Below are 13,456 nucleotides of genomic sequence, written 5' to 3'. Positions count from 1 at the left end.
CTCTCGACCGTCGGTTGGTCTTCCTGACGTACTTGCGTGGCATCAGTCCTTCACCTCGCCAGTCACAGGATCGACGCCGGCGAAGAAGGCGTCTTCGGCGGCCTGCCGAGTGGCGACTTCATCAAGGACGTAGCGCACGAAGTCTTCGTCGCGGTCGGTGATCGGTACCTCTTCGACTGGCTCGGCCGGTGCTTCGCCGGGCCAGGTGGTCTGGCGGGTGGGGCGGTCGCGGTCCAGGCGGGTGCCGCTGGTGGCTACCCAGTCGCGGAGGCGCTGGCGGGCGTCGGCGAAGTCGCGGTGCCAGCCAAGCGGCGCGGAGCCGTTCTGCTCGGGGTCGTAGGCGCACAGCCAATGCAGGTGCAGCGCGGACAGTTCCCAGAGAAGTTCGGGGTGGCGGTGCCACATCGGCGGGATCACGCTGGCCGGAAGGCCGTAGGTGTGGCGCAACCAATCGACCCAGCGGTTCAGTTCCAGCAGCTCAGCTTCCAGATCGCCGGCCCACAGCAGGTTCCAGTTGATCGGCTTCGGCGGCCCCGGTGGGTCGTTGCTCGGTTCGGATGCCGGACGGTCATCGAAGTCGTCCGGCGCCTCCGGCCCCGGCGTGGGGGTGTCGATGGGACTCATCGCGACCCTCACATCCCCATTGCCGGCGCGGCGGTTGCCTGACGGCTCGGTTCGGGATTGGTGAACGCCGAGGCATCACGCGCCGGCGCCGCCTGATCGGCGCCGTTGCGACGGGGCGAGCGGTCGACCTCGTAGCGGGTGCGGGCTGTGTCGTGGCCGATCTTCCTGGCGGTGAACTCTTCGCTTTCGACGGCCTGGCCGTCGCGCTCGTAGTTGACCGAGCGGGTGTAGCCCTCGGCGATGAAGTTGTCTCCCTTGCGGAAGCGGTCGTGTGCGTGGTTGGCGGATCGCCCGAACAGCACGAGGTGGTGGAAGGTGGTCTCCAACTGGGTGAAGGAGCCGTCGTCCTCCTTGCGGAAGTGCTCTTGCCCGAAGCGGAAGTAGAGCCTGGCGTCGCCCTTCTCGGTCTGCGTCAGTTGCGGGCTTGAAGCGACGAACCCGGAAACGGATTCCTGCGTGTGAATAGTCATGATCGCGTCCTTGTCTGCTCACGCAGCCCGTCTTGCTGGGCCGCTGTGGCGGGAAGGTGCGCGACCGTCTCCGGGGTCAGTTCTCGGTGCGGCGCAGGAGTGCTTCGATCTCTTTGCGGTCGCTGGCGAGTTGTCCTGCGTCGGAGCGGCTGGGCCAGGGGTGCAGGTCGGTGACGATGGGTGGTGCGGAGCGCAGCAGCACGACGCCGGTGCCGAAGGGCAGGCGTCGGATGCGGTCGGGTGGGAAGATCGGGACGCGGCGCACGGACCTTTGGTTGGATCGGGTGCCGTGATCGCCCAACGTCACCGAGTCGGTGTATTCGTCGCGTTCCCCGACCAGCGCGGAGAGGTCTTGCAGGTCGCGGGAGTTGGACGCGCCGCCGAGGATGACTTTCACGATGCTGGCGTCCCAGATCGCGTTGGCCTGGTGCTCGTTCCACTTGTCCCGCGCCTGCGCAAGCGACTGCAACACGGGCATGGTCGTGATCCCCGACCCGCCGCCTTCGGCCATCAGCGTCGGCAGCGACGGGAGGGGTGAAAGGTTGGCTATCTCGTCCAGCGCCAGCAGCATCGGCGGATCGAGCCGCGCGCCCGGTGAGCGGGCGGCGAGACGGCGGGCAGTCTCGATCAGGTCTTCCACCAACGCCGCCACCAAAGCAGCGGATGCCCCGGCACCCGAGCCGGTCGCGAGCAAGAACAGGGTGCCGCGGTCGCGGATGAACGCCTCGGGGTCGAAGCCCTCTCCCTCTGCTGGTGATACGGCGTCGAGGACTCGCGGGTCGGCGAGTGAGCCGAGCGCGAGGGAGACGCCTTGCCAGATCGAGTCGCGGGTGCGGGGGTCGGAGTCGATCATCGCCTCCAACGATTCAGCCCACCCGGTCGCGGCGCGGGTGGAGCCGGTCAGGATCGCCACCGCATCCGCGGCGGCCGTGGGGTCGAGGGTCCATCTGAACAGTTCGGCGGGTGGCCGGTTGTCGATCGCCGCCGCGTGCAACAGCGCCTGCAATGCGGCGCGGGTCTTGCCTTCCCAGAACCCACCGGAATCGACCCCGCCTGCGGACAGGCCGGTGCCGGCGGCGAGGCCGGTAGCGCGGATCATCGCGGTCTGCGGCGACTCACACCCCCGGATGGGTGACCAGCGCAGCCCGGCGGGCAGGCCCTCGGCCAAGTGCTGGGGGTCGAAGATCGCCACTGGGCCGATCCGGCGGCGGGCGCGCATGGTCGCGGTCAGGTTGTCAGGCCGGGTGCTGGTAACGACGACGGCACCGGGAGCGTCGAGGATCGCCGGGATCACCAGGTGCAGGCCCTTGCCGGAGCGGGGCGGCCCGATGACCATGATCGAGTCCTCCACCGACGCCCACACACCCACCCCTTTCGAGGCACCGAGTCGGTAGCCAACATCGTGCGGCTTCGGATCGGTCAGGCCGGGGCGCAGGTTCCCGGCGCGGCGCAGCAGCGCCTTCTCCGACGCCGCGGCGGAGACTTCGTGGCGGGTCGCGATCCCGGCCATCCGCCGCGGGTCTTGCTCGGCCCGATGCGTGAAGCGGCGAACCCGCACCCACACGAACACCACGAGTGCGACGAGGAGCGCGAGCATGGCCCCGGTGACGACCCAGTAGACGACCGGGTTCAGGCCGTCCGCATCGAGCGCGGCGCCAGGGTCGCCGGGATGGAACAGCACCCCGACCCCGGCCGCGAGCCCGCCTTCGGGCTGAGGGGTGCCGGTGAGCCAGGCGGTGATGGTGCCGGCGGCGCGGAGGACGAGTGCGACCCCGAAGAGGGCGACCAGGCCGATCATGGCGGCGTTGGTCAGCTCGTCCCCGAACGATCCGGTCTGCCGCCCCTCGGTCATGGCAGCCGCCGAACCACCGTGGCACCGGAGATGCGCCCGAGCAGCAGCACCTCGATCTGCCCCGTCGCATGGTCTGGGATCGGGTTGGTGGGGTCGATGAGGGCTCGGGCGGTGCCGGTGTGCGCGGCGTCGGTGTGGCCGGTGATGATCGCAACCGCGACATCCTCACCGGGCACGAACCCGTCGCCCTCGATCTGATGGAACACCGGCAGGCCCGGCGTGGGCTTCGCCTCGGCGACGGGTTCCGGTTCGGGGAGGGCGCGGCGGGGTCGTGCGGTGATGAGGTCGGTGAACACCGAGCCGTCTGCTTCGCGGACCTCGACGCGGATGGGGCGGGTGCGGTCGTTGCTGGCCTGGTCGATGATCTGCGGGAACGACTCGCGCCGCCACGGCGGCGCCCACTGAGGCGGCGTCAAGGGTGCGCCGTCGAGGGTGGCAGTCAGAATGCCGTCCTCGTGCACTGTGAGAACGACGGTCGGAATGTTGACGGGCGGCTGGTCGGGTTCGCTTCGCTTCATGCCCGGCAGGTGCGCCCACCGAATCGTGTCTCTAGACCCGCATCTAGCTGAGCCGGTTCTCGGCCCTTCTGGCCCGCTGGGCCCGTGGAAGTCTCAACGACAACCCAGATCGAGATTCGTGACGAAAGTTCACGAATCCCGAAGGTTTCAGCGTATTCTCGAAGCATGATCGCGATTACTGAAGACGCGAGACGATGAAGCTCGCCGCGGTTCGGAGCATCGGGACTGCCCGCGGGTGGCAGACCGAGGCCGACGCCGCGGATTTCGAGCAAGAAATCATCGACCAGTTCGCGCTCGCGATGGCCGCTGCCGGGCTCAGCGATGGATACATCTCGCAGTGCCGTTCGGCGGTGTTCGAGTTCCGCCACCACTTCGGGTTACCGCTCTGGCAGGCGAAGCCAGCCGATGCGGATGCCTACCTCGCGGGTCTGCGCCGGGCGGGACTCGCCGCCTCGACGCGGGCGAATCGGGCTGGTGCAATCGCGCAGTTCTACGACTTCACGATCGCCCGCTTCCAGGCCGACATCAATGCGCTGACAGACTTCGTGATCGAACAGCCCGTCGACGAGTTCAACCGGCAGTCAGGGTCGTCGCTGGGTAAGATCCGGGTTCCGCCATCTGACGTAGAAGTCGAAAAGCTGTTCACCTCCTGGGGTGCCTCGTTGGAGAGCGAGCGTCGCTACTTGCCGGCGGCCCGGAACTACTTCGCCGCGTCACTGTGGCGCCGTGTCGGGATCCGCATCACCGAGAGCACGATGCTCGACTTGCGTGACTGGCGCCCGGACCTCGGTTCGCTGGGAAAGTTGCACGTCCGCTTCGGGAAAGGATCGCGGGGGCGCGGTTCCAAGCAGCGCCTCGTGCCAGCGATCAACGGGACTGATCGCCTGATCGATTGGTGGCTGGGTGACGTGCGGCATCGATTCGGCGATGACTGGGAGAACCCGGATGCCCCGATGATTCCGTCCGAGCGGTTCGATTCCGAACTCGCGCGGTGCTGCCGCGCGAGCGACGATGTCCTGCGCCGCGGCCTTCGGCAGGCAACAATCCGTTTCCTTCCAGCTTGGGACGGCCGGATGACCCCGCACGTGCTCCGTCACTACTGCGCGTCGTCGCTGTATCTCGCGGGCATGGATCTGAAGGCGTTGCAGGAACTTCTCGGGCACCAGTGGCTCTCGACCACAACGCAATATATCCACGTCTCGGATGGGCACGTCGAGGAGTCATGGATGAACGCGAACCGGAGACTTGAAGACCGATTTGAGGAGATGGGCTGACGCGATGAAATGGAACCTCCGAGTGCAGGCCGCTGAACGCGGGATCTGGAAGTCCGCCGAGCTGCGACGGATGCTCGCGGACGCGGGACTCGAGATCAGTCTGGGGAAGATGTCGGCCCTCTGGACCGGTACCCCGACCACGATCCGGTTGGACGATCTCGATGTCTTCTGCCACGTTCTCGGCTGCCAACCCACCGACCTCCTCGTGCCCGAACCTGACAAAGTCGCTGCGCGGAAACAGCAGCCCACCGATAAGGGCGCGGTGAACGACGCACCGGGCGTGGTGAAGCCTCGTTTCGGGCCGAACGACCGGCCAGCGCCACCGGTATGAGTCCCGCCCGCGGCCGGGGCGGGCCGCTCAGCCCGCCCTTGGCCTGCACCGCGTGCGGGGTCAATCCGGCCGCGTGGCTCACGCCCCGAGTCGACTACTGCTACGACTGCCTCCCTGGCGGCCCATTCACGCCACCGCCCTGCCGGAAGTGCGGGTCAGCGAGCTACTACAGCCAGGGGCTCTGCGCGCACTGCCATCCCGGCAGCCCGGGTTTCGTCGGCTCCTGCCGAGACTGCCTCGCCTACGGCGTCTATCGGCAGCACAACTGGCGTTGCTGGAAGTGCCGATGGTGGTTCCAGCACTACCCCCAAGGTGAATGCTCATCCTGTCACCGCACGGTCACGATCGGCGAGCAGGACTACTGCCGGCTCTGCCTGGAGACCGCCCGCTACCACCAACAGCCCGGCGAACCACTCGATCTCGGCGCTGCACAGAAGTGGGGACAGCAGTTGTTCTTCGCATCGATGAACGACCCTCGCCGGCCTGCCGCGCTCCGCACGCGGCCAGCGATGGGCGTGGCGGAGGCGCTACTCCTCATCAACGCGCCGCCACCGCCCGAGAGCACCCAGCAGGTCCTCTTCCACGTCGACCCTGACCCCGAGCTGCTGCGGCAGCGAGCGAACGAGCTTGCCCGCCGCGACATCACCTCCCGAACCGAGCACTTCCTCACCGCCCGCGCCAGCGAGTACGCCTGGAGCAAACGGCAAACGAATCAGGTTCGGCGCACCCTCAAGGTCCTGCAACTCGTGTTCCCCGAAGCCAACCTCCAGTTCCGAGCGTCCGACATCCTCGCGCTACGCAGCTACAACGACCACAACGTCCGCTCCACGATCGAAATCCTCGAAGACGCCGGCCTCCTCATCGATGACCGCGTACCCACCTTCGACCGGCTCTTCGCGCGCAAGACGGTGGATATCCCCGACCCGATGCGCACCCAACTCGAACTCTGGCGCACCACCATGGTGAACGGGTCACCGACGCCACCGCGCAGGCAACCCCGCGAAGCATCAACAGTCAAGGCCCAGATGTACGGCATCCTCCCGGCCGTGACGACTTGGGTCGAGAACGGGCACACGAGCTTCGCCGAGATCAGCACCGATGACATTCTCGCCGTGCTGCCCGACGAGCCATCGCCACGGCACCTCATGCTGCTCGGCCTACGCACCCTGTTCAGCATCCTGCACGGGCAGAAGCAGATCTTCCACGACCCCACGAAGCGAATCCCGCTGCGACCGGCGAAGCGCAACGCACCGCTCCCGATGCACCCGAACGCGATCCGCGACGCCCTCACGAGTCCCGACCCGGCAGTCGCGTTCGCCGTCTCCCTCGTCGCGTTCCATGCGCTCACGACCCGGCAAGTCCAGCATCTGCTCCTGACCGACGTCGCCGACGGGCGCCTCACCATGCCCGACGGCCGCATCATCCCGCTCGCGAAACCCGTGCTCGTGCGCCTGACGGCGTGGCTCGACCACCGCACCCGAAGATGGCCCGAGACGCAGAATCCGTATCTGCTGGTCACCCAGCAGACCGGACCCAGGCTCACCCCGCCCGGCCGCAACTTCCCCTGGAAGAAGGCCGGAATCTCCGCCCAGGCGCTCCGTACCGACCGCATCCTCTATGAGGTTGAGCAGACCGGCGGAGACGTCCGTCGGGTCTGCGACCTATTCGGCATCACCATCGACACCGCCCTCCACTACGCCCGCACCGTCACAGACCCGGCCAACACCAAGGTCGACAGCGTGTAGCCGCCGCTGAAGGTGAACCTTCGGCAAACACCGGCCCAGGTGCAGCCCATCGACTTGCCGACTGCTTTGATAGGCGTCAATATAGATGCATGTCTATTCAAGAGGTCGAGTTGGTCATCGTCGGGTCTGGTCCCGCGGGGTACACCGCGGCGGTCTATGCCGCCCGTGCGGGTCTCGCTCCGGTCGTGATCGCGGGCTCGGTGACCGCGGGCGGTGCGCTGATGACGACGACCGAGGTGGAGAACTTCCCGGGCTTCGTCGACGGCGTGCAGGGGCCAGAGCTGATGGAGTCGATGCGGGCACAGGCGGAGCGGTTCGGCGCCGAGATCGTCACCGACGACGCGACCCGACTTGATCTGGACGGCGACGTGAAGATCATCGAGACCGGCGCCGGGGTGACGTACCGGGCGCGGGCGGTGATCCTGACGATGGGTTCCGCGTACCGCAAGCTCGGCCTTCCCGAGGAGGAGCGTCTGTCCGGGCACGGAGTGTCCTGGTGCGCGACCTGCGACGGCTTCTTCTTCCGCGAGCAGGAGATCGTCGTGGTCGGCGGCGGGGACTCCGCGATGGAGGAGGCCCTGTTCCTCACCCGGTTCGCATCGAAAGTGACCGTGGTGCACCGCCGGGACGAGTTCCGGGCGTCGAGGATCATGGCACAGCGCGTGCTGGACGATCCGAAGATCGAGGTCGCCTGGAACAGCGAGGTCGCCGCGATCCTCGGCGACGAGCAGGTCACCGGGCTCACGTTGCGCGACACGATCACCGGGGCTGAGCGAACGCTCGACGCGACGGGGGTGTTCGTCGCGATCGGGCACGACCCGCGCTCCGAGCTCGTGACCGGGCAGGCCGACACCGATGCGGACGGGTACGTGCGGGTCGCGCACCCGTCGACGCGGACAAACCTGGCTGGGGTGTTCGCAGCCGGGGACCTCGTCGACCACACATACCGGCAGGCGATCACCGCCGCAGGCACCGGTTGCGCGGCCGCGCAGGACGCCCAGCACTACCTGTCGAACCTCGCACCCGCCGCCGTTTCCGCACTGGTTCTGGAGGTCTCCGCATGAGCACCGTCACCCCTGTCACCGATGCCACCTTCCAGGCGGAGGTGCTCGAGTCCGAGCTACCCGTCGTGGTCGACATCTGGGCGACCTGGTGCGGCCCGTGCAGGGCGATCGCCCCGATCCTGGACCAGCTCGCCAGCGAGTACGCGGGCCGGGTAAAGTTCGTGAAGGTCGACGCCGACCAGAACCCCGAGACTGTGACCGCGGCCGGCGTGACCTCGATCCCGACCCTCGGCTTCTACCGGAACGGGGAACGGGTAGACGTGCTGATCGGCGCGCACCCGAAACCCGTCTACACCGCGAAGATCGAGGAACTGCTCGCATGACCGACACCCTGACCCGCACCGCCCCGAAACGGCTCTCCACACTCGACAAGTGGCTGCCGCTCTGGATCGGCCTCGCCATGGTCGCAGGCCTCCTGCTCGGCCGTTTCGTGCCCGCACTCTCAGACGCGCTCTCTGCGATGGAGGTCGGCGGGATCTCGATCCCGATCGGCCTGGGCCTGCTGGTGATGATGTACCCGGTGCTCGCGAAGGTCCGCTACGACAAGGTCGCCGCCGTCACGGGTGACAAGAAGCTCCTCGTCTCCTCGCTCGTGCTGAACTGGCTGGTAGGACCTGCGGTGATGTTCGCGCTCGCGTGGATCTTCCTGCCGGATCTGCCCGAGTACCGGACCGGGCTGATCATCGTGGGGCTGGCCCGATGCATCGCGATGGTCGTGATCTGGAACGATCTCGCGTGCGGCGACCGGGAGGCGACCGCGGTGCTGGTCGCGATCAACTCCGTGTTCCAGGTTGTCATGTTCTCGGTGCTGGGCTGGTTCTACCTGACCGTACTGCCGGACTGGCTCGGCTTGGACGTGCAGGGGCTGGAGATCTCGGTCTGGCCGATTGCCTTGAACGTGCTCGTGTTCCTCGGGATCCCGCTCGTCGCGGGCTTCGCGTCCCGGTTCATCGGCGAGAAGCGCAAGGGGCGCGACTGGTACGAGGAGAAGTTCCTCCCGAAGATCGGACCGTGGGCGCTCTACGGGCTGCTGTTCACGATCGTGCTGCTGTTCGCCCTGCAGGGCAAGCAGGTCACCTCGCATCCGCTCGACGTCGCCAGGATCGCGCTGCCGCTGCTGGTCTACTTCGCGCTGATGTGGTTCGCCGGCATCCTACTCGGCAAGACCCTCAGCCTGGGCTACGCGCGGTCCACGACGCTCGCATTCACCGCAGCGGGCAACAACTTCGAGCTCGCCATCGCGGTCGCGATCGGCACCTTCGGCGCGGCATCCGGCCAGGCCTTGGCCGGGGTCGTCGGCCCGCTCATCGAGGTCCCCGTGCTCGTGGGCCTGGTCTACGTCTCGCTCTGGGCCGCGAAGGCCTGGTTCCACACCGACCCCTACACCACCGAATCGAGGACGTCATGACCGATACCGCCGTCATCGCCGACGCCGACGCGTGCGCGCCGTCCACGGGGCACGCTATCGGGACCGAGGCCGCGACGACCGTGGCCGGGGCGCTGAAGGCGCTCGCTGACCCGCTGCGGCTGCGGATGCTCTCGGCGATCGCGACCGACCCGCGCGGCGAGTCCTGCGTGTGCGATCTCGCGGACCTCGCCGAGGTGTCCCAGCCGACCGTTTCGCACCACCTGAAGGTGCTGAAGGAGACCGGGATGCTTCTGTCCGAGCGGCGCGGCACATGGGTGTATTACCGCGTCGCCCCGGGCAAGCAGCGCGCCGTCGCGGCCCTCCTCGACGCGTTCGCTCCGGCCGCGGCCGCAGCGGACGAGCCCGAAGACACCGCAGCCCGGGCCGAGGCCTTGCAGCAGATGGACGCACGGGTGACCCGTCTCGCGGAGGAGCTCGCGGACGAGCTGACCGGGCTGAATCGGGACCTCGTGATCGCGATCGTGCGCGAGTCCTACGCCGGGCTGGTGCGTTCGGCGAAGCTGACGGGGCACATGATCCCGCTGACCGAGCGGTTCGCCCGGCAGCGCCTGGCCGATCTGACCCGTGATCGGTCGTCCGGGGTGCCTCAGGTGCTGTTCGTCTGCGTGCAGAACGCGGGCCGCTCGCAGCTCGCAGCCGCGATCGTCAACCAGCTCGCCGATGGCCGGGTTATCGCCCGCTCTGCCGGCTCCACTCCTGCGTCGGACGTGCACCCGCACGTGCGCTCGCTGCTCACCGAGATCGAGGGCGAGCAGGAGGCCGAGACGGCGTTCCCGAAGCCCCTCACCGACGACGCCGTGCGCGCGGCCGACGTGGTGGTCACGATGGGCTGCGGCGACGTCTGCCCGATCATCCCCGGCGTCCGCTACGAAGACTGGGCCGTCGGAGACCCAGCGCTGGCATCGCCCGAGGGCGTCGCCGCGATCCGCGACGACATCGAGGGCCGCGTCCGCGGCCTCCTCGCCACCCTCACCGACTGAAAGAAGCGAACAACCATGACCGACCAGAAGCCTTCCGTCCTCTTCGTCTGCGTCCACAACGCCGGCCGTTCCCAGATGGCCGCCGGCTATCTCCGCGAGTTGGCGGGCGACCGCGTCGAGGTCCGCTCCGCCGGGTCCATGCCCGCCGACCAGATCAACCCGGTCGCCGTCGAGGCGATGCGCGAGGAGGGCATCGACATCACCGCCGAACAGCCCAAGGTGCTCACCACCGAGGCCGTGCAGGCCTCCGACGTGGTGATCACGATGGGTTGCGGCGACGCTTGCCCGTTCTTCCCGGGCAAGCGGTACGAGGACTGGAAGCTCGACGACCCGGCGGGGCAGGGCATCGATGCGGTGCGCCCGATTCGCGACGACATCAAGGCCCGCGTCGAGACCCTCCTCGCCGAACTGCTCGTCTGAGGAGCTGCGAGCAGCGGAGGGGCAGAGGCCAATGGCCCTACCCCTCCGGTGTGTTTCCGGGTCCGCGAACTTTACGGCGAACACCGTTGTGCCGTGAGGTGTGACCCAGTGATCGCGTCACCGGTCGTTCTCGCTCTACCGGGATGCGCCTCGCATCGCTGCTTCGATCTGCTCCTGCGTGGGCGCTCCGGCGTACCCGCTTTCCGTCGCGTAGACCCGGCACGCCAGCGAGCGAACCGGGGCCGTCGGGAACAGGTCGACGTCGTCGAGGAGGATCGTGGGCGAGCCTCCGAACTGGGTGCTCGCCGCCTCGGCCTCGGTTCGGATCGTCACCAGCTCGACAGGAACGGCCCCGAGCCCGAGAGCATCCAGCGCCGCGCGTGCGTTGGCTTCGGCGATTGCCGTGTTCGGGCAGTCGACGATGTGCAGCAGTTCGACCTTCATGCGGTCGGCTCCTTCCGAGTCCGGGCGGCGCGCAGTCCGTTGAGGATGACGACGACCTCGGCGATCTCGTGCACCAGGACCACGGCGGCGAGGCCCAGGACGCCGAACAGGGCCAGCGGGAGCAGCGCGGTGATGATCAGCAGCGACAGGATGATGTTCTGGTTGATGATGTGCCGCCCCCGACGGGCGTGGTCGAACGCGCGCGGGAGAAGCCGCAGGTCGTGACCGGTGAAGGCCACGTCGGCCGACTCGATCGCGGCGTCGGAGCCCGTCGCGCCCATCGCGATACCGATGTCCGCGGCGGCCAGCGCAGGGGCGTCGTTGATGCCGTCGCCGATCATCGCGACCGGCCCCTTCGCACCGAACTCTGCGATCGCGGCGGCCTTGTCTTCGGGGCGCAGCTCGGCGCGGACGTCATCGATCCCTGCTTGCGCAGCGAGGGCGCGGGCGGTGCGGGCGTTGTCGCCGGTGAGCATGGTCACCCCGATGCCCTGGGTCGCGAGGGTGCGCACGACCTCGGGGACCTCCGGTCGCAGCTCGTCGCGGACGCCGATCGCGGCGACCGGGACGCCGTCGCGGTGGACGATCACGACCGTCATGCCTTGCTCCTCCAGCCCCGCGACCCGGTCGCCGAGCGTCCCGGCGTGCAGCCAGCGGGGACTGCCGACCGTGATCCGCGCGCCGTCGAGCTCGCCATCGATGCCGTGACCGGCCTGCTCGGTCACGCCCTCCGCCGCAGGGGCATCCGGCACAGCGGCGGTGATCGCGGCCGCGAGCGGGTGGGTGCTGTGCTGCTCCAACGCGGCCGCCCACGCCAGCGCCTCCGCCTCGCTCACACCGTCTACGGTGAGGACGGCGGCGACGGCGGGCTCGTTGCGGGTGAGGGTGCCGGTCTTGTCGACGGCGACGTGACGGATCACGCCGAACCGCTCGAACGCGGCACCCGACTTGATGATCACGCCGAACTTGCTCGCCGAGCCGATCGCGGCCACCACAGTCAGCGGGACCGAGATCGCCAACGCGCACGGCGACGCCGCCACCAGCACCACGAGAGCGCGGGTGATCCACAGCTCCGGGTCGCCGAACAGCGACCCGATGATCGCGACCAGGGCGGCGAGGATCAGCACGCCCGGGACGAGGGGGCGGGCGATGCGGTCGGCGAGACGGGCGCGGTCGCCCTTCTCGGCCTGAGCCTTCTCCACCAGGTCGACGATCGTGGTCAGCGAGTTGTCGGTGCCGGCCGCGGTCGTCTCGACCTCCAGCGCCCCAGCGGTGTTGATCGCACCCGCAGACACCGCGTCGCCGGGTTCGACCTCGACCGGGATCGATTCCCCGGTGATCGCGGAGGTGTCCAGGCTGGAGCGCCCCGTGCGGACGATGCCGTCGGTCGCGATCCGCTCACCCGGCCGCACCAGCATCAGCTGGCCGACGGCGAGGTCCTTCGCGGCGACTTCGACCGATGCTCCGTCGCGGCGGATGGTCGCGGTCTCGGGGACGAGCTTGAGCAGTGCCCGGAGCCCGCCGCGGGCGCGGTCCATGGCTTTGTCTTCCAGTGCCTCGGCGATCGAGTACAGGAACGCCAGGGCGGCGGCCTCCTCGACGTACCCGAGGATCACTGCGCCGACGGCGCTGATCGTCATCAGCAGGCCGATGCCGAGCTTGCCCTTGAACAGCTTCCGGATCGCGCCGGGGGTGAACGTCGACGCACCCAGCAGCAGACCGATCCAGAACGCCACCAGTGCCGGGATCTCCATCCCGGACCACTCCAGGGCCAGGCCGGTGAGGAACGCGATGCCGGAGAAGACCGGGACCATGATCCCGCGGTCCCGCCACCAGGGGCGTTCCGCCGCCTCAGCCTCTTCGCTGATGGTGGTCTCGGGCTCGTCGTGCTCGCAGCCGCACGCCGCGCTCACTCACCCGCTCCCATCCCGCAGCAGCCCGGCACCGTGCACGAAGAGTCCACGCAGGGCGCGTGCTCGTCGACCGCGAGCGTTACGTCCACCAACGCGGTCAGTGCCGCCGCCAGGTGCGGGTCCGCGATCTCGTACCGCGTCTGCCGCCCTTCGGGCTCCGCGACCACGATCCCGCAGTCGCGCAAGCAGGTCAGGTGGTTCGACACGTTTGAACGCGTCAGCTCCAGCTCGCGCGAGAGCACGGCGGGGTAGCTCGGGCCGCCGAGCAGGGTCATCAGGATGCGGGAGCGCGTCGGGTCCGCCATCGCCCGGCCGAGCCGGTTCATGACGTCGAGGCGTGAAGCAATGGTCAGCATGCACTGATCATACAGCAACGACTGACGTAAAGTGTG

The 13,456-nt window shown here is 68.5% G+C and carries 15 protein-coding genes; 8 read left to right on the top strand and 7 right to left on the bottom strand.

Features of this window, described 5'->3' with window-relative positions; all coding sequences use genetic code 11:
• Positions 1-42 precede the first annotated feature (42 nt).
• The 4 genes from IFY26_RS03000 to IFY26_RS02985 all read right to left on the bottom strand — a co-directional run bounded on the left by IFY26_RS03000 (position 43) and on the right by IFY26_RS02985 (position 3,464).
• Positions 43-624, bottom strand: coding sequence for a DUF4913 domain-containing protein (locus tag IFY26_RS03000; protein ID WP_232547521.1), 582 nt, complete (start codon positions 622-624; stop codon positions 43-45).
• Between the two features lie 8 nt (positions 625-632).
• Positions 633-1,094: a single-stranded DNA-binding protein gene (locus IFY26_RS02995; protein ID WP_232547520.1), complete on the bottom strand. Its 462-nt coding sequence runs from the start codon at positions 1,092-1,094 to the stop codon at positions 633-635.
• A 76-nt stretch (positions 1,095-1,170) separates the two neighbouring features.
• The gene (locus IFY26_RS02990; RefSeq protein ID WP_232547519.1) at positions 1,171-2,946 is read right to left on the bottom strand and encodes a TraM recognition domain-containing protein; all 1,776 of its coding nucleotides are present in this window, start codon (positions 2,944-2,946) and stop codon (positions 1,171-1,173) included.
• The gene (locus IFY26_RS02985) at positions 2,943-3,464 is read right to left on the bottom strand and encodes a hypothetical protein (protein WP_232547518.1); all 522 of its coding nucleotides are present in this window, start codon (positions 3,462-3,464) and stop codon (positions 2,943-2,945) included. The genes IFY26_RS02990 and IFY26_RS02985 overlap by 4 nt, the downstream gene beginning before the upstream one ends.
• A gap of 194 nt (positions 3,465-3,658) precedes the next feature.
• On the opposite strand from IFY26_RS02985, the gene IFY26_RS02980 reads away from it, so the two are divergent.
• From IFY26_RS02980 to IFY26_RS02940, 8 genes are all read left to right on the top strand, one after another.
• On the top strand, positions 3,659-4,738 hold the full coding sequence (locus IFY26_RS02980; protein WP_232547517.1) for a tyrosine-type recombinase/integrase: 1,080 nt from the start codon (positions 3,659-3,661) through the stop codon (positions 4,736-4,738).
• A 4-nt stretch (positions 4,739-4,742) separates the two neighbouring features.
• Positions 4,743-5,069, top strand: coding sequence for a helix-turn-helix domain-containing protein (locus IFY26_RS02975; RefSeq protein ID WP_232547516.1), 327 nt, complete (start codon positions 4,743-4,745; stop codon positions 5,067-5,069).
• Between the two features lie 464 nt (positions 5,070-5,533).
• Positions 5,534-6,814 carry a hypothetical protein gene (locus IFY26_RS02970; protein WP_232547515.1) on the top strand — a complete coding sequence of 427 codons (1,281 nt, stop codon included), beginning with the start codon at positions 5,534-5,536 and terminating at the stop codon, positions 6,812-6,814.
• An 89-nt stretch (positions 6,815-6,903) separates the two neighbouring features.
• Positions 6,904-7,878 (top strand): thioredoxin-disulfide reductase, encoded by a 975-nt coding sequence (gene trxB, locus IFY26_RS02965; protein WP_232547514.1) that lies wholly within the window; start codon positions 6,904-6,906, stop codon positions 7,876-7,878.
• Complete coding sequence (gene trxA / locus IFY26_RS02960; RefSeq protein ID WP_232547513.1) at positions 7,875-8,201, top strand: thioredoxin; 327 nt, start codon at positions 7,875-7,877, stop codon at positions 8,199-8,201. The genes trxB and trxA overlap by 4 nt, the downstream gene beginning before the upstream one ends.
• Positions 8,198-9,286, top strand: a complete 1,089-nt coding sequence (gene arsB, locus IFY26_RS02955; protein WP_232547512.1) for an ACR3 family arsenite efflux transporter — start codon at positions 8,198-8,200, stop codon at positions 9,284-9,286. The genes trxA and arsB overlap by 4 nt, the downstream gene beginning before the upstream one ends.
• Positions 9,283-10,287, top strand: a complete 1,005-nt coding sequence (locus tag IFY26_RS17690; RefSeq protein ID WP_269779056.1) for a metalloregulator ArsR/SmtB family transcription factor — start codon at positions 9,283-9,285, stop codon at positions 10,285-10,287. Before arsB ends, IFY26_RS17690 begins: the two co-directional genes overlap by 4 nt.
• Positions 10,288-10,302: 15 nt before the next feature.
• Positions 10,303-10,707 (top strand): arsenate reductase ArsC, encoded by a 405-nt coding sequence (locus IFY26_RS02940; RefSeq protein ID WP_098408599.1) that lies wholly within the window; start codon positions 10,303-10,305, stop codon positions 10,705-10,707.
• Between the two features lie 135 nt (positions 10,708-10,842).
• On the opposite strand, the gene IFY26_RS02935 is transcribed toward IFY26_RS02940, so the two are convergent.
• From IFY26_RS02935 to cmtR, 3 genes are read right to left on the bottom strand one after another with little or no spacing between them, the layout of a single operon-like run.
• The gene (locus IFY26_RS02935) at positions 10,843-11,151 is read right to left on the bottom strand and encodes a hypothetical protein (protein WP_098408598.1); all 309 of its coding nucleotides are present in this window, start codon (positions 11,149-11,151) and stop codon (positions 10,843-10,845) included.
• Positions 11,148-13,064, bottom strand: coding sequence for a heavy metal translocating P-type ATPase (locus tag IFY26_RS02930; RefSeq protein WP_232547511.1), 1,917 nt, complete (start codon positions 13,062-13,064; stop codon positions 11,148-11,150). Before IFY26_RS02930 ends, IFY26_RS02935 begins: the two co-directional genes overlap by 4 nt.
• A complete protein-coding gene (cmtR, locus tag IFY26_RS02925; RefSeq protein WP_232547510.1) occupies positions 13,061-13,420 on the bottom strand; it encodes a Cd(II)/Pb(II)-sensing metalloregulatory transcriptional regulator CmtR in 360 nt (119 codons plus the stop codon). Before cmtR ends, IFY26_RS02930 begins: the two co-directional genes overlap by 4 nt.
• Positions 13,421-13,456: the final 36 nt, after the last annotated feature.

The organism is Propioniciclava soli (assembly GCF_014858005.1).
GTDB lineage: Bacteria > Actinomycetota > Actinomycetes > Propionibacteriales > Propionibacteriaceae > Propioniciclava > Propioniciclava soli.
Note: the sequence above shows the minus strand (reverse complement) of the source record. Positions and strands in the feature narration are given on the sequence as shown.